Below are 25,922 nucleotides of genomic sequence, written 5' to 3' on the forward strand. Positions count from 1 at the left end.
TTGGCGATCACAGGACAATCACAATGAAAATCACGGCTGCAATGGGTATTGCCGCACTGCTGGTGGGCGGTTGTGGGACCGTCAACAGCGTCATTCGCAAAGACGGCGACACCGCGCGTGAGCTGCGGCTTATCAAAACGTACTGCCAGTCCATACCCCGCGTTTACAGTGGCGTGGCCTTTGATTTCTGCGCGCTGCACGCGGCTCCCGATCCGACCGGCATACTGATACCCTTCGTGCTGCTGGACATTGCAGCGTCCGGCGTTGCCGATACCGTTGTGTTGCCCTACACGATTTATCGCCAGGCAAACGACGGCAACATCAGCGTCTATTGGCGCCCTGGCGGTTCTTGAACGAGGCTGTGCATAAGCTGGCCATGACAAATGGAGTTGTCTATGAATCGTGGTTTCACCCTTCCATGGATGCTGACGCTCGCACTGCTCACCGGCTGCGGCACCATCAATACCGTGTTTCGCCCTGACGCTGTGGCCAGCCAGAGCCTCAAGGATGCGCACAGCCACTGCGAAAACGTGCCGCGTATCTACAGCGGCGTGATCTACGGGTTTTGTTACTTGAACAGCGAGCCCCAGCCTGAAAAAGGCATCAACAACCCAACCTTTCCACCGCGCGAAAGCAATGCGTTCCCGGTCATTGCCATTGAGGCGATTGCCTCCGGTGTAATGGACACGCTGGTGCTGCCCTACACGATCTACCGCCAGAACAAGGACGGCAGCATTGAGATCTACCGCTAGGCGCAGTGACAACCGGTCGCCACATTCCCTAGATCATCACGTGGCGTGTTTACGCTATAATCCCGCCCTTTAGCTGTTTCTCGTCCAGGCGAGAGGCACACTTTTTTCAGGCGCAACCCGCCTGCATGCAGACTAAAAGAGGCTAGACCCCTGTGGCATTGACGATTCTTGGCCTGTCCGGCGCCCTTAGCCATGATCCTTCCGCAGCCTTGTATATCGACGGCAAGCTGATCGCGGCCGCCGAAGAAGAGCGCTTCGTACGCGACAAACATGCAAAGAACCGCATGCCCTACGAGTCGGCGAAGTTCTGCCTGGAACAAGCCGGTATCAAGCCTTCCGACGTTGACGTGGTGGCGATTCCGTTCGCCCCGATCAGCCTGTTCGGTGAGGCGCGCTGGCACTATGCCAAGCGTTACTGGTACGCCCCGGACCGCGCCCTTGACGCGATCCTGATGGGCAACCGTCGCTACAAGCGCTACCGCAACAAGATCGTCTGGTGCCTGGAGCAACTGGGCTTCGATCCGAAGAAAATCAAGATCGAACCGGTTGAACACCACCTGGCCCACGCCTCCAGCGCTTACCACTGCTCCGGCTTCCAGGAGAAAACCGCGATCCTCGGGATCGACGGCAAGGGCGAGTACGCCACCACCTTTTTCGGCTACGGCGAAAACGGCAAGATCCACAAGATCAAGGAATTCTACGACCCGGACTCCCTCGGCGGCCTGTATGGCGCGATCACCGAGTTCCTCGGTTTCGAGATGCTCGACGGCGAGTTCAAGGTCATGGGCATGGCGCCGTATGGCGATGCCAGCAAGTACGATTTCTCGCGCCTGGCCTCGTTTGAGAACGGCGAGCTGGTGATCAACACCGACTACGCCAACGTCATCGGCCTGCGTCGCTACAAAGAGAAGGGCAAGGGGTTCTACTTCTCGCCAAAACTGATCGAGTGGCTGGGTCCCAAGCGCGAAGGCGATATCGCCGACGAGCCGTACATCCACTACGCGGCCAGCATGCAAGCGCTGTTCGAGAAGCTGGCCCTGCAGATGATCGACCACTACCTGGGCGACATCCTCAAAGACACCGGCAAGCTGGCCTTCGCCGGCGGCTGCGCGCTGAACGTCAAGCTGAACCAGAAGATCATTGCCCGCGATGACGTCAAGGAGCTGTTCGTGCAGCCGGCGTCCGGCGATGCCGGCACCGCGGTGGGTGCCGCCGCCTACGTGTCCCACGCCCGTGGTGTACCGGTCGAGAAGATGGAACACGTCTACCTCGGCCCGTCCTACAGCAACGAAGACGTGATCGCCGCGTGCGCCAAGCACGCAAGCAAACCGGTGTGGCGCAAGATCGAGAACATGCCCAAGCGCATCGCCAAGATCATGGTCGACGGCAACCCGGTGGCCTGGTTCCAGGGCCGCATGGAGTTTGGCCCGCGCGCGTTGGGCGGTCGTTCGATCATTGGTTGCCCAAGCGCCACCGGCGTGGCGGATCGCATCAACCACCAGATCAAGTTCCGCGAGCGCTGGAGGCCTTTCTGCCCGTCGATGCTCGACACCGTTGCGCCACAGATGATCAAGGTCGATCACCCGGCGCCGTTCATGACCTTCACCTTTGAAGTGTCGGAAGAATGGAAAACCCGTGTGCCGGAAGTGGTGCACGAAGACGGCACTTCCCGTGCCCAGGTGCTCAAGCGCGAATACAACCCGCGTTACTACGACATGATGAAAGAGCTGGAAGTACTGACCGGCAACGGCGTGTCCCTGAACACCTCGCTCAACCGTCGTGGCGAAGCAATGATCTGCTCGCCGACCGACGCGCTGAACATGTTCTTCGGCTCCGACCTGCAGTACCTGATCATGGAAGACATCCTGGTCGTCAAAGACGGCGTGGACCCTTATGACTCGGTCGGCTGATCGCCACGTCCTGCAGTTCTGCCACGGCTATGACGGGCCGTTCCTCGATTGCGCGCGGCAGTATGCCAGCCTGTTTGCAGGCTCGGGCTACAAGGTGACCACGGTGTTTCTCACCGGGGTCGCCGACCCCGATGTGGCGGCCGGTTGTGCCTCTGATGAAGTGTTGTTCATGGAATTCAGCTCCAAGGCCATTCGTGGCCTGAAGCTGGGCGCCATCGGTGAGCTGCGCAAGATCGCGGCGTCACGCAATTTCAGTTTCTGCATTGCTCACCGGTTCAAGCCGATCTATATCGCCTTGCTCGGCACGCGCTTGCCGGTGATCGGTGTGCATCACGCTTTTGGTGATTATCAGCGCCGCAGCCGCAAGCTGTTTGCGTCGATTTTCCGCAAGCGTTTGAGCCTGCTTGGTGTGTCCGATGCGGTGCGTGACGACATGCGCCGTTGCTTGCCGGCCTGGCCGGCAGCGCGGATTCAAACGCTGTACAACCGCATTGACGTCGACGCCATGCAGGCCCTGCAGGTTCCGGCCGAAGCAGCACGTGATGCGCTGGGGCTGTCGCCGGATGAGTGGGTGGTCGGCAACGTTGGCCGCCTGCACCCGGACAAGGACCAGGCGACCTTGCTCAAAGGGTTTGCCCTGGCGCTGCCGCATTTGCCGGCACAAAGTCGTCTGGCCATCCTCGGCACCGGCCGCTTGGAGAAAGACCTCAAGGCCTTGGCCCGTGAGCTTGGGATTGCCGAGCAGGTGCTGTTCCTCGGCCAGGTGCCGGATGCGCGCCGTTACTTCCGAGCCTTCGACGCCTTTGCCCTGAGTTCCGATCACGAGCCTTTCGGCATGGTACTGCTGGAGGCGATGGCCGCCGGCGTGCCGCTGTTGGCAACAGCGTGTGGTGGCGCCCGGGAAGTGGTCGAAGGCGTGGGGATCCTGTTTCCCTTCGGCGATGCCGAACACTTGGGCCAGGGGCTTCGGCACCTGGCGGCAATGGATCGTCAGCAGCACGCGCAATGCGCCCAGATGATGCTGGAGCGCTTGCACGAGCAGTTCTCGGACCAGGCGGTTCGCGCTGCCTTCTGGCAGCTGCCGCACGTTACTGAACTGACCGCGAGGGCGTGATGCTCAATCGATTCCAAGGCTGGCGCGAGCGTGGCTGGTCCGTCGTTGACGCGTCCACCTACAGCGACGCCTGGCAGCGTTACGGTGGCAGTGTTGCCACCCATCCGCAGGTGGTTGAGCGTCTTGCCGGGCTGGCCGAGATTCCTGTGCGCTACCTGGCGTGGGAACACGGCGGCGAACTCAAGGCCTGTATTGCGACCTGGGGCCAGGACTTGGCGTTATCCAAGGATGTGCTCAAGCGCAAAGGCAAGAAGGGCTTGTTCGACTTGGGCAATGCCGAGTTGATTCTGCCGGCCGCCGCCGATGCTCAAGCCCCTTTGCGTCATCGCGCGCGCTACCTGTCGGCGCTGAATGAAGGCCGTTTTGCCGGCATCAAGCTGCAGACCGAGCAGTTGGCCATGGCGCGTACCCCGGAAGAACTGTCGAAGAAATTTCGCTATAACCAGCGCCGCGAGTTGCGTCTGCTGGAAGAGGCGGGCGGTGTTGTGCGTGCGGTCCATACGTTCACCAGTGCCGAGCTGGCGGCAATTTACTGTGATTTGTTCCAACGCCGCTGGGGCTTTCCCGCCACCGGCGCCGAGCGCATGGCGCAGGTGATCGAACTGCTGCGTGAATGGTTGATCGGTTCGGTGATTTTCCTCAACGATGCGCCGATCGCGATTCAGCTGGTTTACCGCGTTGAAGCGCCAGAGTGGGTCAGCGTCGAGTACGTCAATGGCGGCGTAGACCCTCAGACGCGTGAGTTCAGCCCCGGCAGCGTGCTGAGTTTCCTCAACACGCAAAGTGCCTGGGAACAGGCGCGGGAAGCCGGCAAGCCGCTGCGATTTTCGTTTGGCCGGGCAGACCGCGAGTACAAAGACCGTTGGTGCAACCCGGTGCCGGTGTTCAAGGTATGAGTGATTCTCCCAGCCGCAAGCAAGCCCTGCTCAAGCGCCATCGCCGCAACAAGCGTATGGCGCTGCTGGTCGGTCTGCTGGTGTTGATCGGCGTCGGCGTGGCGGTGGCCTGGTGGCTGCCGCTGCTGCTGGCAGTTTTGGCCTGGGTGGCCCATGAAGCCTGGTTTGCCGACCATCTGTTTTACTCGCCCGGCGACGACTATCAGTACGCCTTTGCGGCGGAGACCGAGCAACCCAAGGTTGTTCTGGATAACGGCCGATTGCTGCTGGAGCAGACGCTGGAGCTGTCGGGCGACGAGACGCTGATCCTTGCGCTGCGGCTCAAGAGCGGCTTGCCGGGGCGCTTTATTGATCCGTTTATCGCCTTGCCACAGGGCGATCGGCAGGTGTTCGAGCGCGGCGTCAACGGCGTGCGCTACTTGAACCTCACCGGCCAGGCGCAAGCGCTGCTCGCTGGGCAACTGCGCCTGAGCGGCCGGTTCTGCCGTGTGCAAGGCACGCCGGTGTTGTCGGTATTTCGCCAGCCCGACGTGCGTCAGCAGCGGGTGATGGTGATTGCGCCCCATGCCGATGATGCCGAGCTTGCCGCCTTTGGCCTGTACAGTCAGGCGGCGCAGCCCTGGATCGTGACGTTGACGGCCGGCGAAATCGAAGCCGAGCATTATCAACAGATGGGCCTGGGCAAGCCCGAGGCTGCACGCCTCAAGGGCCGGTTGCGCGCCTGGGACAGTATCGCCGTGCCGCGTTGGGCGGGTGTACCGCAGGAAAATTGCGTGCAGCTGGGGTACTTCTGCCTGCAGCTGGCGGCGATGAGGGCCGAGCCTGATCGCGCGGTGGCGTCACGAGAAGCCGAGTTGAGCGACATTCGCGTGTTTCGCCAATTCAACCCGTTCCCCTTGCCTGCGGATGCCGATGGCCGGCCGACCTGGAACAATCTGCTGGCAGATCTGCGCGCGGTGCTGCTGATGGCGCGTCCTGACGTTATCGTGCTGCCGCATCCGGTGCTCGACCCGCACCCTGACCATGTCTGCGCACAGCACGCCGTGCTGCAAGCCCTGCAAGGGCTGGAGTGGCAGCCGACCACGCTGCTCGGCTATGCCAATCACCTGCATGACAACGACCGCTGGCCGATGGGCGATTCGGGCAACGGCATCGCGTTGCCGCCCTGTTTTGATTCGACCATCACCTTGCAGCCTTTCTGCGTGCCGTTGTCTGCCGAACAACAGCGTGACAAGGCCATGTCGCTGGGCATGATGCATGACTTGCAGCCCATGATGCCGTTCAAGCGGCGCGTGCGGCGTGCGATCCAACGGTTGCTGGCCGCAAGGGCCATTTCACTCTGGGGGGAAAATGAGTTTTACCGCAAGGCTGTAAGGCGACATGAACTTTTTTGGTTCATCAAGCACAAGTAAGGTTACGTAACGTGGAGGGGCGCAGTGCGCTCCCGCAAAAAATGACAGTGAGTCCGTTTTGATCAATCAGTGCCCCCGCATCCTCTTCCTCATTCCTTACTTTGGCCGCTGGCCATTCTGGATGCCGTTTTTTCTCGAAAGCTGCCGACACAATGCCGATATTGACTGGCTGTTATTCAGCGACTGCCCGATACCGAGCAACGTGCCGGACAACGTCAGGATTGAAAGCATTACCTTCGCCGATTACTGCGCGTTGGTTTCGCAACGGTTGAACATCCCGTTTGCCCCGCAAGCGGCTTACAAGTTGTGTGACATCAAGCCTGCGCTGGGGCATATCCATGCTGATCGCCTCCAGGGTTACGACTTCTGGGCGTTTGGCGACCTGGACCTGATTTACGGCAACCTGCGCCGCTATTTCACGCCCGATCGACTGGCTGGCTATGATTTGTTTTCGACCCACGAACGACGGGTCGCCGGCCATTTGTGCCTGATGCGCAACACGGCCAGAAAGCGCCAGGTGTTCATGCAGATCAAGGATTGGGAGGCGCGTTTCACTGATCAGGCGCATCATGCGCTGGATGAAGGCGCGTTCAGCAGGATTTTCCTGTGGCGCAAGAATTTTCCGAAACCGTTGTTCGAGTTGGTCGGCAAGCTCAATCCCTGGCGCCGCCGCAGTGAGTTCACCGAGGCGTTCAGTACGCCGGGCGGTGTGATCAAATGGCACGACGGCAGTGATCGCTTCCCGCATCAGTGGTTCTGGAATAACGGTCGTCTGACCAATGACAGGGATGGCGAGCGCGAATTTCCCTATTTCCATTTTGTCTGCTGGAAGCGTAATCAGTGGCCACGGTTACCGGAGCCCGACAGCGAGTACGTCGAGGCGCTGGCGGCTGAACCGTCGTGGGTCGTTGATGCCACAGGTTTCCATCGAGGAGAGTTATGAGTCGGCGTTTCAAGGTCCTGCAATTGCAGCCTGACTACAATGTTAAATCCCATGATTTTGCCGACCTGGCCGAACAGATCGTCAAGGCATTGCCTGCGGACCGCTATGAAGTCACCGCCGCGTTTTTGCGTGGCCGACCCGGGCCCGCGGACCCGGTCAGCCGGGCGGCAACGTCGGTCTACTTCGATTTCTCCGACAAGGCGCTCAAGGGCTTGAGGCTGCGCGCCATGTGGCAGATGTATAAGTTCTGTCGCAAGGAACAGTTTGACGTGGTGGTGTGCAACCGCTTCAAGCCGGTCAACATGATGTTGCAACTCAACCGCTGGTTGAAGATTCCACTGTGTATCGGGATCTCCCACGGCTTTGGCGAGTATGACCGTCTCTACCGCCGTAAACAGGCGCAGCGCTGGATCGACGAGCATTGGCGGTTTGTCGGGGTGTCGCCGGCGGTCAAACAGTACTTGCTGGACTGCAAGTGCGGGTTTACCGACAGCAATACCTACGCGATTACCAACGCCATCGACATCGAGCAGGCCGAAGGCTTGCAGCATTCGCGCGAACGCGCGCGTGAGTTACTGGGCATCGACCCTTCGGTGCGATTGATCGGCGCCCTGGGCCGTCTGGTTCCAGTCAAGGGGCACACCTATTTGCTGCAGGCGTTTGCAGCGCTCAAGGATAAATACCCTGCGGCGCAACTCGCCATCATTGGCGCGGGGCGTGAGCAGGCCAACCTGGCCGCGCAGATCCACAGCCTTGGCCTTGATGGGCGGGTGCACTTGCTGGGCTTCAAGGAAAACGCCCTGCAGTACGTGCGCGCTTTCGATATCTGGGCCATGCCCTCGCTGGCAGAAGGCTTGGGCCTGGCGCTGCTCGAAGGCATGAGCGGTCGCCTGCCGGTGATCGCCTCCAGTGTGCCGGCCATGCTGCCACTGATTGAAGGCGCCGGTGGCCTGGCGGTGGAGCCGGCCAACGTGCCCGCATTGACCCAGGCGCTGGACACGTATCTGGCGCTGTCCGATGAAGCGCTCGCGCAAAAGGGCGAGCAGGCTTACCAGTACCTTCAGGCGCAACATGACATTGAGGTGTTCCGCCAGCAATACCTGGAGCTGATCGAATCCGGGTTGGCCCAAGCACGCAGGAACAATGTATGAACCCAAGTCAGCCCTTGGTCACGGTGATCATTGCCTCGTACAACCATGGCCCGTACATCGAGGAAAGCATCCTCAGTGTGCTGAACCAAACCTACCCCAACATCGAACTGCTGGTGATTGATGACGGCTCGACAGACGACAGTGTCGAGCGCATCCGCCGCCTGCAGGAGCGCCACACCTTCGACTTTCGCGTCCAGCAGAATCAAGGCCTGACGAATACGCTCAATGGCGCTATTGCACGCTCCCAAGGCCCGCTGATCGTGCCGTTTGGCTCCGACGACATCATGAAGCCAGAGCGCATTGCGATTCAGGTGGCTTACATGGACGGCAAGCCGGAAGTGGGTATCTGTGCGGGTAACATCGAGCTGATCGATTCGCGAGGCGAACTGCTTCCCGAGAAGCGCCAGCGCCGCGACGTGCCGTTTCGGCGCCTGGACTTCGACGACATGTTCCTGGAGCGCAAACCCTATCCGCCGGCACCCACGCTGATGATTCGGCGTGAGGCGCTGGAAAAGGTCGGTGGGTTTGACCCCGAGATTCGCCTGGAAGACTTGTTGATCGAGTTGAAGATCACCCATGCCGGGTACTTCATCGATGGTCTGAACGTGGTCATGGCCCGCTACCGCAAGCACGCCACCAACTCGTACAAGAACCACCGATTCATGATCGACAATATCCTGCGCTCTTACGCGTTGTTCAGTGACCACCCGCTCTATGACGAGGTGCGTTACAAGTTTCTCAGCTCCATGTTCCTCAAGACCTCCAACCGCAATCGCGCGTTGGCGCGAGAGTTGTTGGCGCAGATCCCGTTTCGGGCCTGGAACAAGAAAACCTGGCGGGGTTTGGCGCGGCTGTATTTTTCGCCGCTGGAAAAAGACTAACACGCCAGTGTGCGCCCCTCGCCGGGGCGCACTTGGCGTGTTTCAAGCGGCGGGGCGTGCCAGGGTCAGCACGTGCTCACGGAGTTTGACCGTGGCTTGCGGCGACGCAACCAACGCATAGCCACTGGCCAACTGTTCAAAGTGAGCTTCGAACAACCAGTTGCGGTCCTGCGTGTAGCGTTGCATGTGCTTCACGTTGCGCTGGCGCAGCGTGTTGCGCAGCGGCGACGGATAAATGCGCATGTCGGCCACGTCGATCAGGCCGAACTCACCATCGTCCATCAGCAGAACGTTGCCCAAGTGCAGCGAGCGGAAGTACACGCCGCGCTCATGCAGCTGGGCCATGAACCTGCCAAAGCGTTCGATCAGCGATTCTCGCAGGCTGCTGTCCAGGCTCTGCAGCGCCTGGCGCAGGGTCAGGCCGGGCAGGGGCTGATAGCGCACGGCACTGCTGCCATCGCGCAAGCTGTACACATCCAGAATCCGCGGTGACGCGATACCCAGTTGCTGCAGGTGTTCGCTGTTGCTGGCGAAGCGTTCCGAATACGGATTGAAACCCCCGGAGGTGTACCAGCGGCGCGCCCTGAACAGCTTGAGGAAGCTGCCGTCCTCAAGGCGCAGGACCTTGGGCCCAAGACCATCTTCCTCGATGACGGCAGCGCCTTTACGCAGGGCGTCGAACGCCAGCGGTGTGGGCGTTTGCACACGCATGCCGAGCAGGCTGCGACGGCGCTTGGCGATACTCAGGCCGGCGATCAGCGCCAGCGGAATCCACAGCAGGAACCAATGCTCTTTAGGGCGCGACAGGATCCCGCCGCCTTCAGTCAGGCCGGCGCCGATGCCATAGGCCAGCAGGGCGGACGCCAGCAGAAACAGCGGTTGTGCGCGCTCTTTGAAACCTTTGTACAGGCCCCAGCCGAGCATGAAGATCCACGGGATAAAGCCGATGATGCCGACGTAATAGAGCACGCCGAGGGCAAAGCTGTGCGGTTCCATCAGTTCGTAACCGTCCACGATCAAGGACAGTTCGGAGTCGTAGCTGTGGCCGATCAGCGGATGGTCGGCGATACGCTGCAGCGTCATGCCCCACAATTCAAAACGGTACGAACTGCCACGCTCGGTAATCGCTTCAGGATAAAACAGCAGCAGCGCTGCAGCGCCAAGCACCAGGGCCGCGATCATCAGTGCTGAGCGGCGATTGCGGCTGACGAAGGCGATCCACACGGCGGCCAGCGTCAGCGCAACCAGTGGCGTGCGAGAGCCGGTGGCCAGGACTGCGAGCGTCATGACCGCCAGCGCAGGCGCGCTGAACAACAACACCTGCAAGCGCTGGGTGGTGATGCAGACATACAGCCAATAGATGCAGAAAAAGCCGAACAGATGGGAGCTGAGCAGCGGGTTATCGAGAGCGCCCAGGCCGCCGATCATGCGCATGCTCACGCCGGGCACGAAGCCTTTGGCGAACGCCGCCAGGTTGAACAGGCACACCACCAGGGCAATCACGGCGGCGCTGAAAAAGATCGGTTTGAATAGCTCGCTGCGGTAGTGCAGCAACAGCCCACAGCCGGCAAACAGCATGAAGGTTTGCAGCGGCACCTTGAACAGGTTGGAATCGCCGGTGGGTTGCGGGCTCCACAGCACGGTGATCAGCGCCCAGGCGCAAAATGCCAGAAGCGCGATGATCAAAGGTTCGCGCAGCAGTTCTTTGATTTCCCGCGGGCGCAGGCACAGCAGGAACAAGGTCGGCACACTGAAAAAGCCGTAGTAGAGACGGTGCATGACGTTGCGGTTGGTGACGTAGAACAATGAACTCAGAAGCAACAACAAGCCAATGGGCAAAATCCATAGGACCAGGAAGTCGAAAACGCGATTTGAGCCATAAATAAGGCGCTTGGAGTGCATACAGAAAAGCCATTCCAGAATAGAGAAAGCCGACCATCTTAAAGTAGTGGCTATATAATGTCGTCGGCTGGATCCAACCAGGCCGAGGGTCATACCGGGTGCAAGTACAACAGAGAAGCTGTGCTAAAGTCAGCCTCCTTTTTCAAAACGCCGCGTGATATGACCGACTCCAGTCCGAGCGCAAGCCCTTCGAGCTTGAAAATATACTTCCGCCTGCTCATGTACGTTAAGCCCTACGCCGGCTTGTTCGCGTTGAGTATTGTCGGATTTCTGATTTTCGCGTCGACCCAGCCCATGCTGGGGTACATCCTCAAGTACTTCGTCGACGGTTTGTCCAACCCTGAAGCGGTGCTGTTTCCCAGCGTACCGTTCCTGCGTGACCTGCAATTGCTGCAAGCCGTGCCGTTGTTGATCATTCTGATCGCAGCGTGGCAGGGCCTGGGTTCGTTCCTGGGCAACTACCTGTTGGCCAAGGTTTCCCTGGGCCTGGTCCACGACCTGCGCGTGCAGTTGTTCAACAACCTGCTGACGCTGCCCAACCGCTACTTCGACAACCACAACTCCGGGCACCTGATTTCGCGCATCACCTTTAACGTGACCATGGTCACGGGTGCGGCGACCGATGCCATTAAAGTGGTGATCCGCGAAGGCATGACGGTGATCTTCCTGTTCGCCTCGCTGCTGTTCATGAACTGGCGCCTGACGCTGGTGATGATCGCCATCCTGCCGTTGATTGCGGTGATGGTCAGCACGGCCAGCAAGAAATTCCGCAAGCAGAGCAAGAAGATCCAGGTTGCCATGGGTGACGTGACCCACGTGGCCTCGGAAACCATTCAGGGCTACCGTGTGGTGCGCAGCTTCGGCGGCGAAGTCTACGAGGAGAAGCGTTTCCTCAAGGCCAGCCAGGGCAACACCGACAAGCAACTGCGCATGACCCGCACTGGGGCGATCTACACTCCGTTGCTGCAACTGGTGATCTACACCGCCATGGCGGTGCTGATGTTCCTGGTGCTTTACCTTCGCGGTGATGCGTCGGCGGGTGACATGGTGGCCTACATCACATTGGCCGGGCTGTTGCCCAAGCCGATCCGTCAATTGTCGGAAGTCAGCTCGACCATCCAGAAAGGTGTGGCCGGCGCCGAGAGCATTTTCGAGCAGTTGGACGAAGAGCAGGAAATCGACCGCGGCACCGTTGAGCGCGACAAGGTCAGCGGCCGCCTGGAAGTGCGTCACCTGAACTTCACCTACCCAGGCACTGAGCGCCATGTGCTCAAGGACATCAGCTTCACCGCCGAGCCTGGGCAGATGATCGCGCTGGTGGGGCGTTCCGGCAGCGGCAAGTCGACCCTGGCCAGCCTGATTCCGCGTTTCTACCACCACGAGAGCGGTGAAATCCTGCTCGACGGCGTAGAGATCGAAGATTACAAACTGCTTAACCTGCGCCGGCACATCGCCCAGGTGACCCAGCATGTGACCTTGTTCAGCGACACCGTCACCAACAACATCGCCTACGGCGACCTGGCCGGCGCGCCACGTGCGGACGTTGAAGCGGCGGCGGCGGATGCCTATGCCAAAGACTTCATCGACCAATTGCCGAAGGGTTTCGACACCCAGGTTGGCGAGAACGGCGTGCTGTTGTCCGGCGGCCAGCGTCAGCGCCTGGCGATCGCGCGGGCGTTGCTCAAGAACGCGCCGTTGCTGATTCTCGACGAGGCCACCTCGGCCCTCGACACCGAATCCGAGCGGCACATCCAGGCCGCACTGGACAAAGTCATGCAGGGCCGCACGACGTTAGTGATTGCGCATCGCCTCTCTACCATTGAGAAGGCCGACCTGATCCTGGTGATGGACGACGGCCGGATTGTCGAGCGCGGCACTCACGCCGAGCTGCTGGCCCAGAACGGCTATTACGCCCGCTTGCATGCCATGGGCCTGGATGCGCCGGTACCGGCCGACATCACCTGAGTCAGGGGCCACCGGCCCAGCGTGGGAGCGGGCTTGCTCGCGAATGCGGTAGATCAGTCATAGAGATGTCGACTGACACGCCGTCTTCGCGGGCAAGCCCGCTCCCATATTTGTTTCATCAGCGGATTCGCTCTCCGTCTCCCGTACCATCTTCTGTCACGCCCTCCACAAGCCTCCTGTAACCCTGTGCTAATATCGCGCCCCTGTTCATTTTGTATGTGGGTTGCTCCATGAAGTTGTCCATGCCGCGATTCGATCAAGCCCCTGTCTTGGTGGTCGGCGATGTCATGCTCGACCGTTACTGGCATGGCGGTACCTCACGGATTTCCCCTGAGGCACCGGTACCGGTAGTCAAGGTCGAGCAAATCGAAGACCGTCCAGGTGGCGCTGCCAACGTTGCCCTCAATATTGCCGCGCTCGGCGCCCCGGCCTCCCTGGTGGGTGTGACCGGCGACGACGAAGCCGCCGACAGCCTGGCCAACAGCCTGCGCGGTGCCGGCGTGCGCGCACTGTTCCAGCGCATCGCCCATCAGCCGACCACCGTCAAGCTGCGGGTCATGAGCCGTCACCAGCAATTGCTGCGTATTGATTTTGAAGAACCCTTCGCCACCGACGCCTTGGCGCTGAGCGAGCAAGTCGACACGCTGCTCGAAGGCATCAAGGTGCTGGTCTTGTCCGACTACGGCAAAGGCGCCCTTAAGAACCACCAGATGCTGATCCAGGCCGCCAAGGCCCGCAACATTCCGGTACTGGCCGACCCCAAGGGCAAGGACTTCTCGATTTATCGGGGCGCCAGCCTGATCACGCCAAACCTCAGCGAGTTCGAAGCCATCGTCGGCGGTTGCGCCGACGAGCACGAGCTGGTGACCAAGGGCGCCACGTTGATGGCCGACCTCGACCTGGGCGCCTTGCTGGTGACCCGTGGCGAGCATGGCATGACGCTGCTGCGTCCGGGCCACCCGGCGATGCACTTGCCGGCGCGTGCGCGTGAAGTGTTCGACGTTACCGGCGCCGGCGACACCGTGATCTCCACCCTGGCTGCCTCGATTGCAGCCGGTGAGGAATTGCCCCACGCCGTGGCCCTGGCCAATCTGGCGGCGGGCATTGTGGTCGGCAAGCTGGGCACCGCGGCCATCAGCGCGCCAGAATTGCGCCGGGCTATCCAGCGCTCCGAAGGCTCCGAGCGCGGTGTGCTGACCATCGAGCAATTGCTGCTGGCGATTGACGATGCGCGGGCCCACAACGAAAGCATTGTGTTCACCAACGGCTGTTTCGACATCCTGCACGCCGGTCACGTGACCTATCTTGAGCAGGCCCGAGCCCAAGGCGATCGCCTGATCGTTGCGGTCAACGACGACGCTTCGGTCAGCCGCCTGAAAGGCCCTGGCCGTCCGATCAACAGTGTTGATCGGCGCATGGCGGTATTGGCCGGTCTGGGCGCGGTGGACTGGGTGATCAGCTTCTCTGAAGGCACTCCGGAAAACCTGTTGGCCCAGGTCAAGCCCGATGTATTGGTCAAGGGCGGCGACTACTCCGTCGATCAGGTCGTGGGTGCCGATATCGTCGGCGCTTACGGCGGCACGGTGAAGGTGCTGGGCCTGGTCGAGAACAGCTCGACCACCGCCATTGTCGAGAAGATCCGCAACAATGAGTAACGCTGATAAGTGGGTCCTGATCACCGGCGGTGCCGGTTTTATCGGTTCGCATCTGGTTGATGCGTTGCTTGCCAAAGGCTATGCCGTGCGGGTGCTGGATGACCTGTCCACCGGCAAGCGCAGCAACCTGGCGTTGGGCAACCCGCGTGTGCAACTGATTGAGGGTGATGTGGCCAATGCCGAGCTGGTGGCGCAAGCCGCCGTTGGCGTGAGCGCCGTGGTGCACCTGGCCGCGGTGGCCTCGGTGCAGGCGTCGGTGGATGATCCGGTGAGCACTCACCAGAGCAACTTCGTCGGTACCCTGAATGTCTGCGAAGCGATGCGCAAGGCCGGGGTCAAGCGCGTGGTGTTTGCGTCCAGCGCGGCGGTGTATGGCAACAATGGTGAGGGCGCGTCGATTGACGAAGAGACCACCAAGGCGCCGCTGACACCTTATGCCTCGGACAAATTGGCCGGTGAGCATTACTTCGATTTCTACCGCCGCCAGCATGGCCTTGAGCCGGTGATCTTCCGCTTCTTCAACATCTTCGGGCCACGCCAGGATCCGTCCTCGCCGTATTCCGGGGTGATCAGTATTTTCAGCGAGCGTGTGCAGCAGGGTGTGCCAATCAACGTGTTTGGTGATGGCGAGCAAACCCGCGATTTCATGTACGTGGAAGATTTGGTCGATGTGCTGGTACAGGCCATCGAAGCGCCCGACGCGCCGCTGGGTGCGATCAACGTAGGCTGGAACCGCACCACCACGCTCAAGCAGGTGTTGCAGGCGCTGGAAGAAGTGGTGGGTCAGTTGCCGACGATCACTTACGGCCCGGCACGCTCGGGGGATATTCGGCATTCGCGGGCCAATAACCAGCGGCTGTTGGCGAGTTTCACGCTGCCTGAGCCCACGCCGTTGAAGGTGGGCCTGGAGCGGTTGCTCACGGGCTGAACCGTCAACTGTAGGAGCCGCTTTATCTGGGAGCCGGGCAAGCCAGCGCCCGGATCAGAGCGGTTTCACCCCTTGGCTTTTTTCTTCGGCACAATCTTGCGCAGCATCTGCCGCGCCTTGCCGGTCAATCGCTTCAGTTTCGACTCTTTTTCAGGCTGAGCCAGGCCTTGCTGCCTGAGCCAATCCTTCCAGCGAATCCGCTCATCACGTACCAACCAGCCGTCTTGCTGAGCAAAGCTTTCGGCCAGGTATAAACCGCGTGTGCTGGCCGGATACAGCTGGTCTTTCTTGACGGTGTACAGCTCTGCTACAGGTTGGCCATCTTTGAGCGGCATCAGGTACAAATCCGGGCGCTTGCGGTCCAGCCGGGCTACCAACTGGTCGCCTTCAAGTCGCTCATCCACATGAAACAGGCTGAGGGATTTGGCTTCCTTCGGCACCTCAAGGCGCAAGTCATAAATCAATTGCAGCGACGCCGTCGGCAGGTGCACGTAGGCCCGTGGGCGCTCGATCAATTGCGTAGTCGCGCAGCGCACCGGGCGGGCGGCGCCCGACAAAGGGCTCAACCGAAATGGCAGTGCTTCACGGTAATGCAGGGCGGTGGAGTAGGGCGCCGGCAGCCAGGTGTCGTTGAAGCGTCCGCCGAGCCAGCCTTCAGGCGTCTCCAGCAGGCATTCTTCGGCAATTTCCTGGATGGCGGTGTGCAGCGGCAGGTTCAGTTCGTGGGCCGGCACATAGCCCGAGATCAGCTTGAGCACCACGTCGCCACGGTCCTGGCGGCGTTGGCGGACCAATACCCAGTAATCCTTGTTTTGCCAGTGCAGGGTCAGTCGCACCGACACACCGAGATTCGCCAGTTCCAGGGCGAAACGCTCCGGGTCCGCCACCTCCACCGGCTTGCGCCGTTGCAGGGTCTGGGCGAAGTTGAGCGGCATGCCCACGCTCTGGTAACTCAGGCCTTCGGGGGTGGCTTCGACGTGCAGCGGCAGTGTTTTAAAGTTGCTGGGGTTTTTTCTAATAAGCGTGCGCGGCATGTCGGCTCCTTCTTGCGACGGGGTCGGCCGCGTCGGCGGCATCAGAGTTGACGAATGACCTTGGCAGCGGTCGCCACGTTATGGGCCAGGTGCAGCGGATTAATGGTCCCGACAATAGCACTGGCGACGCCCGTTTGCGCAAACAACAACATGAAACTGGCGTGAATTGGATCCATTCCAGGCTTCAGGCACACGTGGCCGCTGGCCAGGGCTTTTTTCACCAGGATGCCTTTGCCATGGGCAGCGGCGTAATCAATGACGGTTTTCTCGCTCTGTTCGTTCAGATTGTAGGTGACCATTGCGCAATCACCTTGTTCCAGAGCCTTCACGCCGCCTTCGACGGTTTTGCCGGAGAAGCCGAAACCGCGAATCTTGCCCTCTTTTTTCAGCGCTGCGAGGGTCTGGTACACCTCGCAATCATTGAGGATATGCAGGTCATTGCCATCGGAGTGCACCAGCACCAGGTCGATAAAATCCGTTTCAAGTCGTTTCAAGCTGCGCTCGATCGACATCCGCGTATGGGCCGCACTGAAATCATGCTGCGACACGCCATCGGCAAACTCTTCACCCACCTTGCTGACAATCACCCAGTCATTGCGTTGGCCGCGTAATAGCGGCCCCAGGCGTTCTTCGCTGCGGCCGTAAGCCGGCGCGGTGTCGATCAGGTTGATGCCCAGCTGGCGTGCCTGGCGCAGCAGCATGCGCGCCTCGTCATCATCAGGAATCTGGAAGCCGTTGGGGTATTTCACCCCTTGGTCGCGGCCCAGTTTTACTGTGCCAAGACCCAGTGGCGACACCAGCAGGCCGGTGCTGCCCAAGGGGCGATGCAGGTCGTGCAGGGTGGGCAGGCTCATGGCAACAGGTGCTCCCAGGCAGGTTGGCCGAGGGCTGGTTTTGGCAGCTCGGGCAGGGCGTCGTTGTTGGTGCTCGGCTGGATACCGTCGCGTTGCAGGGCGTTGAGTACGCGGTCAGCGAAGTCTGGCGCCAGCGCCAGTTTGGTCGGCCAACCCACCAGCAGGCGGCCCTCTTCGGCAAGGAACGCATTGTCTGGTCGGGTCAGGCCCGATTGCAGCGGCTCGGCGCGGTCCACGCGCAAGGTCGCCCATTGCGTCTGGCTCATGTCGATCCACGGCAGCAACTGCGCCAGTTCTTTTTGCGCAGTGGCGATCTGTTCTTCAGGTGTGCGCGCCACGCCATCGGCCTCGGCGATATCGCCGCCCATGTACCACACCCAGTTGCCATCGGCGGCCGGGTGAGTGGTGATGGTCAGGCGTGGCTTGGTGCCGCCGCCCAGGCAGTGCGCATACAGCGGCTTCAAGCCCGGGCCCTTGGCGATGATCATATGCAGCGGGCGCTTTTGCATGGCGGGCTGGCTCAGGCCCAGGGCGCTGAGCAAATCAGCCGTGCCGCCACCGGCACTGAGCACGATGCGCTGGGCACGAATCTCACGGCCGTCAACCTTCAAACCCACCAGGCTATCGCCATCGCGCAGCGGTTCGATGTGCTGGCCGGCGAGCAAACCGTCACCCGCCAGTTGGGCCAGACGCTCGATCAGGCTCGGCACGTCGACCACCAGCTCGGCCAGGCGGTAGACCTTGCCCTTGAAGCGACGGTCCTGCAGGGCCGGCGGCAATTCGTCGCCCTTGACCTGGTCGACACGGCCACGCACGGCCTTGCTGGCGAAGAAGCTGGTGAGGTTGCCGGCGAGTGTGCCGGGCGACCACAGGTAATGGGCTTCGGACAGCAGGCGCACGCCGGACAGGTCGAGTTCGCCATCACCCGCCAACGCCTCGCGCCAGCGGCGCGGCATGTCGGCAATCGCTTCGGACGCGCCGGTGAGCGAGCCGTGCAGGGCGTATTTCGCGCCGCCGTGGATGATCCCCTGGGACTTCACGCTTTGCCCGCCGCCCAGCGTGGCGCTTTCCACCAACACCGTGGAAAACCCCTGGCGGCGCAGGCGCGCGTTAAGCCAGAGGCCGGCAACCCCGGCGCCGACAATCAGAACGTCGGTGGAAATAACGGATGGCATCGGCGACCTCAGTGTTCAAGACAAGAGGCGCAGTATACAGGCTGTTGAGTGGCGGTCAGTGCCCGGCGGTTTTCGAGAACAGCTGAATCACCACCACGCCCAGCACAATCAGGCCCATGCCCAGCATCGCCGGCAGGTCGAGCTTTTGCCCATAGATGAACAGCGCGGCGACACTGACCATCACAATGCCCATGCCGGCCCACACCGCATACGCCACGCCCACCGGCACGGTGCGCACCACCAGGGTCAACATCCAGAACGCAATGCCGTAGCCGACGATGACCAGCGCCAGTGGAAGCGGTGTGCTCCAGCCCTTGACGGCTTTCATGGACACGGTTGCGATCACTTCCGAGCAAATGGCGATGGCCAGGTAGAGGTAGGCGGCATTCATGGGGTAATCCTCGGTGTGTGACGTACTTGAATAAGGTCAGCATTCTAACGCTTCGGCAGATGGGATAAAGTCATTACCTATCCGAATTCAAGATGGGTTGAGCCATGAGCGTGCAGTGGAACCTGGACCAGATGCGCCTGTTTGTCAGCGTTGCCGAACAGCGTTCGTTTTCGGCGGTGGCCCGCGACCAGCGCAAGGCGCAATCGGCGGTGAGCAACGGTATCGCCCTGTTGGAAGCGGACCTGGGGCTGAGCCTGTTTGAGCGTAGCAGTGGCCGCCAGCCGCGCCTGACCGAAGCCGGCAGTGTGTTGCTGGAGGAAGCCCGTGAGGTATTGCGCCAGTGTGAACGGCTCAATGGCCGCGCGCTGTCACTGACGCGTGGCGAGGAAGCCTGCCTGCGCCTGGCCCAGGACGAGGCCATGTTGTTCCAGCCGGTACTCGACAGCCTTGAGGCGCTGGCCGGGCAATACCCGCAGCTGGAGGTGCAGCTTTCCAGCGCCGCTCAAGGCGATGTGGCGCGCAAGTTGGTGGAGCGCAAGGCCGACCTGGGCCTGTTATTTTACCACGACCAAATCCCTGAGGCGCTTGAGCGGCGGGTGGTGGGCAGTGTGGAAATGGTCACCGTGTGCGGTGTGAATCATCCGCTGGCCAAGCAACCGTACGTGACCTGCCAGCATCTGGCGCAGTTTCGCCAACTGTTGATGTCGACCCAGACCAGCGTCTACCCCGGCAGTGAAGCCGCCAGCCCTCTGGTGTGGCGCGCCGACAGCTTTTACGTGTTGGCCGAATGGCTGATGAGTGGCCTGGGCTGGGCCTGGCTGCCGCGGCACATCGTGCAGTACCCGACTTATCAACAACAAATGGTTGAGCTGGACAGCGAATGGACACCGCCCGCGCTGGTGGTGGAACTGGTCTGGCGCCGTGACGAACACCTCGGTCCCGCAGCGCGCTTCCTGGCCGCACGATTTGCCGAGTGCTTGCAGGCGATCGACTGAAAAAGCCGATAAACTCCGCCGCCATGAATAGAACTCTCTACACCTGTCTGTTTTACCTGGCGCTGCCGTTGGTGGCTTTACGTTTGTGGCTGCGTGCGCGCAAGGCGCCGGCCTACGCCAAGCGCGTCGGCGAGCGGTTCTCCTATGGCCTGCCGGTGATGCAGCCGGGCGGGATCTGGGTGCATGCGGTATCGGTAGGTGAAAGCATCGCCGCCGCGCCGATGATTCGCGGGTTGATGGCGCGGCATCCGACGCTGCCGATCACCGTCACCTGCATGACGCCCACCGGTTCCGAGCGCATCCAGGCGCTGTTCGCCAATGAACCGCGCGTACAGCATTGCTACTTGCCGTATGACTTGCCGCGCGCGGCCAAGCGTTTTCTAGATCGCGTGCAGCCTAAGCTCGCCGTGATCATGGAAACCGAGTTGTGGCCCAACCATATTCACGCCTGCGCCCAACGCGGTATTCCGGTGGCGCTGGCCAATGCGCGGTTGTCGGCACGTTCGGCCAAAGGCTATGCACGATTCGCCAAGCTCACCGCACCGATGCTGGCGCAAATGAGCCTGTTCGCCGTGCAGACACACACCGAAGCCCAGCGCTTCCTGAGCCTGGGCGCGCGCCCGGAAACCGTCGAGGTGACCGGCTCGATCAAGTTCGACCTGACCATTGACCCCGAGCTGCCGGCGCGCGCTGCCGCCTTGCGCGAGCAATGGGGCGCCAGCGAACGCCCGGTGTGGATCGCCGCCAGCACCCACGAAGGCGAAGACGACGTGGTCCTGGCTGCGCATCGCCAGCTGCTCGAAAGTTATCCCAATGCATTGTTGATTCTGGTGCCGCGTCATCAGGAGCGCTTCGGCCCGATGTTCGAGCTGTGCGGGCAGCAAGGATTCACCACGGTGCGCCGCTCCAGTGGCGAGCCTGTGACGACGCAAACGTCGGTACTGCTCGGCGACACCATGGGCGAGTTGCTGTTTCTCTACGCCCTGGCCGACAGCGCGTTTGTCGGCGGCAGCCTGGTGCCGACGGGCGGGCATAACCCGCTGGAGCCGGCAGCGCTGGCCAAGCCTGTAATCATGGGGCCGCACCTGTTCAACTTCCTCGAAATCAGCGCAATGATGCGCGAGGCCGGGGCGTTGCGGGAGGTGGATGACGCCCAGGGCTTGGCCGAGGCGGTGCGGCAGCTGTTCGAGCTGCCGCAGGATGCGCGCAAGATGGCGCAGGCGGGGCTGGCAGTGATGCAGGCCAACCAGGGCGCACTGAAGCGCCTGCTGGATGGGTTGGACAGACTGATTCAACGCTGATCCAAAGGTGTGAGCTGGCTTGCCTGCGATGCAAACGCCTCGGTCCATCAGGTAGACCGAGGTGATGCTATCGCAGGCAAGCCAGCGCCCACAGTGGTTTTGTGCTGTGCTCAGTAACCGGGGCGAGCCTTTAGCTGTTCGGCAGCGGCCTTGGCCAGGTCCGGTGGCAGGAAGTCCTTGTCCGGGTTGTAGTCAGCCTTGAGGTAGCGCGTCAGGTCCTGCAAATCGCCGGGGCTGAGCGTGCCCGCCGCCTGCTTCAAGCGCAGGTTGTCGAGGATGTAGTCGTAGCGGCTGTTGTTGTAGTTGCGCACGGACGAGTAGAGCTGGCGCTGTGCATCCAGCACGTCGACGATGTTGCGCGTGCCCACCTGATACCCGATTTCCGTGGCTTCCACCGCGCTCTGGTTGGAGATGATCGACTGGCGGCGTGCCTGCACCTGTTCCACGTCGGTGTTCACCGCGCGGTGCAGGTTGCGGGTGTTTTCCACCACTTGGCGGCGCAGGCCTTCGCGTTGTTGCTCGCTTTGGTCGAGGCGTGAATAGGATTCGCGCACTTGCGAGCTGGTGAGGCCGCCGCTGTAGATCGGGATGTTCAGGCGCAGGCCGATGGTGCGTTGCGACACATCACCGCCGTAAGGGATGGGCAGTTGGTTCGGGTTGCTGAAACCCAGCGCGTCGTTGTCACCCTTTTCGTATTGCGCCACGGCATCGAGGGTCGGCAAGTGGCCGGCCTTGCGCTGGCGCAGGGTTTCTTCGGCGGCCGTGACCGCGTAGTTGCTGGCCAGCAGGTTGAGGTTTTGGCGGCCGGCGGTTTCGACCCAGGCCTTGGCGTCATTCGGCGCCGGTGGCAACACCGGCAGCGTGTGCACGATGCCCTGGATGGCGTTGTACTCACGGTTGGTCAGGGTGATCAGCGCTTCGAAGGCGTCGTCTACCTGGCGTTGGGCGACGATGCGGTTGGCGCGGGCGGTGTCGTAGCTGGCCTGGGATTGCAGCACGTCGGTCTTGTCCGACAGGCCCACGTCAAAGCGTTCGTTGGACTGATCGAGCTGGCGCTTGAAGGCATTTTCTTCAGCCTTGGTCGACGCCAGGTTGTCCTGGGCGCGCAGCACGGCGAAGTAGTTCTCGGCGCTTTGCAGGATCAGGTTCTGTTCGGTGGCCGAGAGCTGCAGCGAGGCCTGCTCGTTGACGGCTTCGGCGGCTTGCAGCTGGAACCAGCGGTCGGCACGGAACAGCGGCTGACTCAAGGTTGCGCGCCAGGAGTGCGCATCACGGTTGGCGGTGGCCGCCGGCTGGTCGATCTGGGTGCGCACGTTATTGCTGTCGGCACCGGCCGACAGGTTCGGCAGCAAGCCGGCACGGGCCTGGGGCACCACTTCTTTCTGCGCGCCGTATTGGGCGCGGGCGGCGGCCAGGTCGGCGTTGTTGTTCACCGCTTCCTGGTAGACGCTGACCAAATCGGTTTTGGCGGACAAGGGCGCTTCAGCTGCCCAGACCATTCCATTGGTCGCACAAGACACGGCAAGAGCCAGTGAGAGTTTGCGCAGCATGAGGCGATCCCTAGTGTGAATATTACGGCGATAATTTAGCGCCCAAGGCTAAGGCTGGCCATTTCTGGCGTCAAGCCATTGTGGCGGCAACCGAGTGTAGTGTTGCTGACCCGGCGCAACAATCCCGCAATCACGCCATTCATCACGCTGAATGCACCGCCATTGGCAATTTGCCCACGCCATGGTCTAGACTGGCCGTGTTCTTGTCGGGGTGCCTTGTTGGAAGGCTGAGATCGGTAAATACCGGATCCCGTTGAACCTGATCAGGTTAGCGCCTGCGTAGGGAACAAGATTTCTCGTCACCCGGCGAGTCCTCTTGTGCTTCGTCCGGGATGTTGTTCGACAATCGAACAGCCCTCGTGCCTTGCACAGCACTGGTTTCAGTGCGTCCATCCGTCACAGGTTCGCTCCGACAAAAATCCACCGCCTGGATAGTTGGAGAGCCCGTGATGAGCACAGACATAAAAAGTACAAAACTGAAAAACACCGTGCACTTGAGTGAATCGGCCAAGGTCGACTCCGGCTCCGTGCAGCCGTTTACCCGCTCGCAAAAAATCTACGTGCAAGGCACTCGTCCGGACATTCGTGTGCCGATGCGCGAGGTCAGCCTGGACGTGACCCCCACCGACTTCGGCGGCGAAATCAACGCGCCCGTGGTGGTCTACGACACCTCCGGCCCGTACACCGACCCGAATGTGATCATCGATGTGCGCAAAGGCCTGGGCGATGTGCGCTCGCCGTGGATCGAGTCGCGTGGCGACACCGAGCGTCTGTCGGGCTTGAGCTCGCACTTTGGCCAACAGCGCCTGAGCGACGCCGAACTCACCGCGCTGCGTTTTGCCCACGTGAAAAACCCGCGCCGCGCCAAGGCCGGCGCCAACGTCACGCAGATGCACTACGCGCGCAAAGGCATCATCACCGCCGAGATGGAATACGTCGCCATCCGCGAAAACATGAAGCTTGAAGAAGCCCGCGCCAGCGGCCTGCTTGATCAGCAACACGCCGGCCACAGCTTCGGCGCCAGCGTGCCGAAAATCATCACCCCCGAATTTGTGCGCGAAGAAATCGCCCGTGGCCGCGCGATCATCCCGGCCAACATCAACCACACCGAACTGGAACCGATGATCATCGGCCGTAACTTCCTGGTGAAGATCAACGGCAATATCGGCAACAGCGCCTTGGGTTCGTCCATCGAAGAAGAAGTGGCGAAACTGACCTGGGGCATTCGCTGGGGTTCGGACACCGTCATGGACTTGTCCACCGGCAAACACATCCACGAAACCCGCGAATGGATCATCCGCAACTCGCCGGTGCCGATCGGTACCGTGCCGATCTACCAGGCCCTGGAAAAAGTCGGCGGCGCTGCTGAAGACCTGACCTGGGAGCTGTTCCGCGACACCCTGATCGAACAGGCCGAGCAGGGCGTCGACTACTTCACCATCCACGCCGGCGTGCTGCTGCGCTACGTGCCGCTGACGGCCAAGCGCGTCACCGGCATCGTCTCGCGTGGCGGTTCGATCATGGCCAAGTGGTGCCTGGCGCACCACAAAGAGAACTTCACCTACACGCATTTCGATGAAATTTGCGAAATCATGAAGGCCTATGACGTCAGCTTCTCCCTTGGCGACGGCCTGCGTCCTGGCTCGATTGCCGACGCCAACGACGCCGCGCAATTCGGTGAGCTGGAGACATTGGGCGAACTGACCAAGATCGCCTGGAAGCACGACGTGCAAACCATGATCGAAGGCCCCGGCCACGTGCCGATGCAACTGATCAAAGAGAACATGGACAAGCAGCTCGAATGCTGCGACGAGGCGCCGTTCTACACCCTCGGCCCACTGACTACAGACATCGCGCCAGGCTACGACCACATCACCTCGGGCATCGGCGCGGCGATGATCGGCTGGTTCGGTTGCGCGATGCTTTGCTATGTCACGCCCAAGGAACACTTGGGGCTGCCGAACAAGGATGACGTGAAGACCGGGATCATCACCTACAAGATCGCGGCGCATGCTGCGGATTTGGCCAAGGGCCATCCGGGGGCGCAGATCCGCGATAACGCCTTGAGCAAGGCGCGGTTCGAGTTCCGCTGGGAAGACCAGTTCAACCTCGGCCTGGACCCGGACACCGCGCGCTCGTATCACGACGAAACCTTGCCGAAAGACTCGGCCAAGGTCGCGCACTTCTGCTCGATGTGCGGGCCGAAATTCTGCTCGATGAAGATCACCCAGGAAGTGCGTGAGTACGCCGCCAACCAGCGCATTGAAGCGGTGGATGTGGACGTGGCCAAGGGCTTGGCCGAGCAGGCAGAGCGGTTCAAGCAGGAAGGCAGTCAGCTGTACAAAAAGGTCTGATCCAGAGACGGTGGTGCCTGCACTGCCGTCATCGCGGGCAAGCCCGGCTCCCACATTGATCGGGTTTCACCTTTGGAATGCGGTCGGATGTGGGAGGTAGTCAGTTGTACAAAAAGGTCTGATCCGGGGTTGCGGGCGCCTGTAAGGGCCTCTTCGCGGGCAAGCCCGCTTCCACATTTGATCGGGTTTCACCTTTGGAATGCGGTCGGATGTGGGAGGTAGTCAGTTGTACAAAAAGGTCTGATCCGGGATTGCGGGCGCCTGTAAGGGCCTCTTCGCGGGCAAGCCCGCTCCTACATTGATCGGGTTCCACCTTTGGAGTGCGGTCGGATGTGGGAGGCGGTCAGCTGTACAAAAAAGGTCTGATCCGGGGTTGTGGGCGCCTGTAAGGGCCTCTTCGCGGGCAAGCCCGCTCCCACATTTGATCGGGTTCCACCTTTGGAGTGCGGTCGAATGTGGGAGGTAGTCAGCTGTACAACAAGGTTTGATCCGGGATTGCGGGCGCCTGTAAGGGCTTCTTCGCGGGCAAGCCCGCTCCCACATTTGATCGGGTTCCACCTTTGGAGTGCGGTCGAATGTGGGAGGTAGTCAGCTGTACAACAAGGTTTGATCCGGGATTGCGGGCGCCTGTAAGGGCTTCTTCGCGGGCAAGCCCGGCTCCCACATTTGATCGGGTTTCACCTTTGGAATGCGGTCGAATGTGGGAGGTAGTCAGTTGTACAAAAAGGTCTGATCCAGAGACGGTGGTGACTGCACTGC

21 protein-coding genes and 1 riboswitch are annotated in these 25,922 nt (G+C 61.2%); of the genes, 15 read left to right on the top strand and 6 right to left on the bottom strand.

The window, feature by feature from the left end; all coding sequences use genetic code 11:
• Positions 1-23 precede the first annotated feature (23 nt).
• The 9 genes from C4J83_RS02345 (at position 24) to C4J83_RS02385 (ending at position 9,059) form a co-directional block, all read left to right on the top strand.
• Entirely contained in the window at positions 24-353 is a 330-nt protein-coding gene (locus tag C4J83_RS02345) for a YceK/YidQ family lipoprotein (RefSeq protein ID WP_119737978.1), read from the top strand.
• 42 nt (positions 354-395) lie between these two features.
• Positions 396-752, top strand: a complete 357-nt coding sequence (locus C4J83_RS02350) for a YceK/YidQ family lipoprotein (protein ID WP_119737976.1) — start codon at positions 396-398, stop codon at positions 750-752.
• Between the two features lie 152 nt (positions 753-904).
• Positions 905-2,662 (top strand): carbamoyltransferase family protein, encoded by a 1,758-nt coding sequence (locus C4J83_RS02355; protein WP_119737974.1) that lies wholly within the window; start codon positions 905-907, stop codon positions 2,660-2,662.
• Positions 2,646-3,776 (top strand): glycosyltransferase, encoded by a 1,131-nt coding sequence (locus C4J83_RS02360; RefSeq protein ID WP_106577585.1) that lies wholly within the window; start codon positions 2,646-2,648, stop codon positions 3,774-3,776. Before C4J83_RS02355 ends, C4J83_RS02360 begins: the two co-directional genes overlap by 17 nt.
• A complete protein-coding gene (locus C4J83_RS02365) occupies positions 3,776-4,672 on the top strand; it encodes an antimicrobial resistance protein Mig-14 (RefSeq protein WP_124416266.1) in 897 nt (298 codons plus the stop codon). Before C4J83_RS02360 ends, C4J83_RS02365 begins: the two co-directional genes overlap by 1 nt.
• Positions 4,669-6,084, top strand: coding sequence for a PIG-L deacetylase family protein (locus tag C4J83_RS02370; RefSeq protein ID WP_124416267.1), 1,416 nt, complete (start codon positions 4,669-4,671; stop codon positions 6,082-6,084). Before C4J83_RS02365 ends, C4J83_RS02370 begins: the two co-directional genes overlap by 4 nt.
• Positions 6,085-6,142: 58 nt before the next feature.
• Positions 6,143-7,027, top strand: coding sequence for a DUF6625 family protein (locus C4J83_RS02375; RefSeq protein WP_124416268.1), 885 nt, complete (start codon positions 6,143-6,145; stop codon positions 7,025-7,027).
• Positions 7,024-8,178: a glycosyltransferase family 4 protein gene (locus tag C4J83_RS02380; protein WP_124416269.1), complete on the top strand. Its 1,155-nt coding sequence runs from the start codon at positions 7,024-7,026 to the stop codon at positions 8,176-8,178. The genes C4J83_RS02375 and C4J83_RS02380 overlap by 4 nt, the downstream gene beginning before the upstream one ends.
• Complete coding sequence (locus C4J83_RS02385; protein WP_106577590.1) at positions 8,175-9,059, top strand: glycosyltransferase; 885 nt, start codon at positions 8,175-8,177, stop codon at positions 9,057-9,059. Before C4J83_RS02380 ends, C4J83_RS02385 begins: the two co-directional genes overlap by 4 nt.
• Positions 9,060-9,101: 42 nt before the next feature.
• Here the strand turns inward: C4J83_RS02385 and C4J83_RS02390 are convergent, their stop codons facing one another.
• On the bottom strand, positions 9,102-10,961 hold the full coding sequence (locus C4J83_RS02390; protein ID WP_124416270.1) for a bifunctional O-antigen ligase/aminoglycoside phosphotransferase family protein: 1,860 nt from the start codon (positions 10,959-10,961) through the stop codon (positions 9,102-9,104).
• Positions 10,962-11,120: 159 nt separating this feature from the next.
• Here C4J83_RS02390 and msbA point away from each other — a divergent pair, with 159 nt between their 5' ends.
• The 3 genes from msbA to C4J83_RS02405 all read left to right on the top strand — a co-directional run bounded on the left by msbA (position 11,121) and on the right by C4J83_RS02405 (position 15,509).
• Positions 11,121-12,926 carry a lipid A export permease/ATP-binding protein MsbA gene (gene msbA / locus C4J83_RS02395; protein WP_106577592.1) on the top strand — a complete coding sequence of 602 codons (1,806 nt, stop codon included), beginning with the start codon at positions 11,121-11,123 and terminating at the stop codon, positions 12,924-12,926.
• A 230-nt stretch (positions 12,927-13,156) separates the two neighbouring features.
• Positions 13,157-14,581: a bifunctional D-glycero-beta-D-manno-heptose-7-phosphate kinase/D-glycero-beta-D-manno-heptose 1-phosphate adenylyltransferase HldE gene (gene hldE, locus C4J83_RS02400; protein WP_106577765.1), complete on the top strand. Its 1,425-nt coding sequence runs from the start codon at positions 13,157-13,159 to the stop codon at positions 14,579-14,581.
• The gene (locus tag C4J83_RS02405) at positions 14,574-15,509 is read left to right on the top strand and encodes an NAD-dependent epimerase/dehydratase family protein (protein ID WP_124416271.1); all 936 of its coding nucleotides are present in this window, start codon (positions 14,574-14,576) and stop codon (positions 15,507-15,509) included. The genes hldE and C4J83_RS02405 overlap by 8 nt, the downstream gene beginning before the upstream one ends.
• 65 nt (positions 15,510-15,574) lie before the next feature.
• Here the strand turns inward: C4J83_RS02405 and C4J83_RS02410 are convergent, their stop codons facing one another.
• Genes C4J83_RS02410 through C4J83_RS02425 form a run of 4 tightly spaced genes read right to left on the bottom strand, consistent with a single transcriptional unit; the run spans position 15,575 to position 18,963 of the window.
• The gene (locus C4J83_RS02410; protein WP_106577594.1) at positions 15,575-16,543 is read right to left on the bottom strand and encodes a metal ABC transporter ATPase; all 969 of its coding nucleotides are present in this window, start codon (positions 16,541-16,543) and stop codon (positions 15,575-15,577) included.
• 41 nt (positions 16,544-16,584) lie between these two features.
• Entirely contained in the window at positions 16,585-17,397 is an 813-nt protein-coding gene (locus C4J83_RS02415; RefSeq protein ID WP_124416272.1) for an aldo/keto reductase, read from the bottom strand.
• Complete coding sequence (locus C4J83_RS02420) at positions 17,394-18,572, bottom strand: NAD(P)/FAD-dependent oxidoreductase (protein WP_124416273.1); 1,179 nt, start codon at positions 18,570-18,572, stop codon at positions 17,394-17,396. Before C4J83_RS02420 ends, C4J83_RS02415 begins: the two co-directional genes overlap by 4 nt.
• A 55-nt stretch (positions 18,573-18,627) precedes the next feature.
• Entirely contained in the window at positions 18,628-18,963 is a 336-nt protein-coding gene (locus C4J83_RS02425; protein WP_106577597.1) for a DMT family transporter, read from the bottom strand.
• Between the two features lie 104 nt (positions 18,964-19,067).
• Between C4J83_RS02425 and C4J83_RS02430 the strand changes: the two genes are divergently transcribed.
• Positions 19,068-19,958, top strand: a complete 891-nt coding sequence (locus tag C4J83_RS02430; protein WP_106577598.1) for a LysR family transcriptional regulator — start codon at positions 19,068-19,070, stop codon at positions 19,956-19,958.
• 23 nt (positions 19,959-19,981) lie between these two features.
• Positions 19,982-21,259, top strand: a complete 1,278-nt coding sequence (gene waaA, locus C4J83_RS02435; RefSeq protein WP_124416274.1) for a lipid IV(A) 3-deoxy-D-manno-octulosonic acid transferase — start codon at positions 19,982-19,984, stop codon at positions 21,257-21,259.
• Positions 21,260-21,369: 110 nt separating this feature from the next.
• On the opposite strand, the gene C4J83_RS02440 is transcribed toward waaA, so the two are convergent.
• Positions 21,370-22,809 (bottom strand): TolC family outer membrane protein, encoded by a 1,440-nt coding sequence (locus C4J83_RS02440; protein ID WP_106577600.1) that lies wholly within the window; start codon positions 22,807-22,809, stop codon positions 21,370-21,372.
• Positions 22,810-23,006: 197 nt separating this feature from the next.
• Positions 23,007-23,112: riboswitch (TPP riboswitch) on the top strand.
• A 146-nt stretch (positions 23,113-23,258) separates the two neighbouring features.
• Between C4J83_RS02440 and thiC the strand changes: the two genes are divergently transcribed.
• Positions 23,259-25,163, top strand: coding sequence for a phosphomethylpyrimidine synthase ThiC (gene thiC, locus C4J83_RS02445; RefSeq protein ID WP_106577601.1), 1,905 nt, complete (start codon positions 23,259-23,261; stop codon positions 25,161-25,163).
• Positions 25,164-25,922: the final 759 nt, after the last annotated feature.

Origin of the sequence: Pseudomonas sp. LBUM920, assembly GCF_003852315.1 — a bacterium.
Lineage (GTDB): Bacteria > Pseudomonadota > Gammaproteobacteria > Pseudomonadales > Pseudomonadaceae > Aquipseudomonas.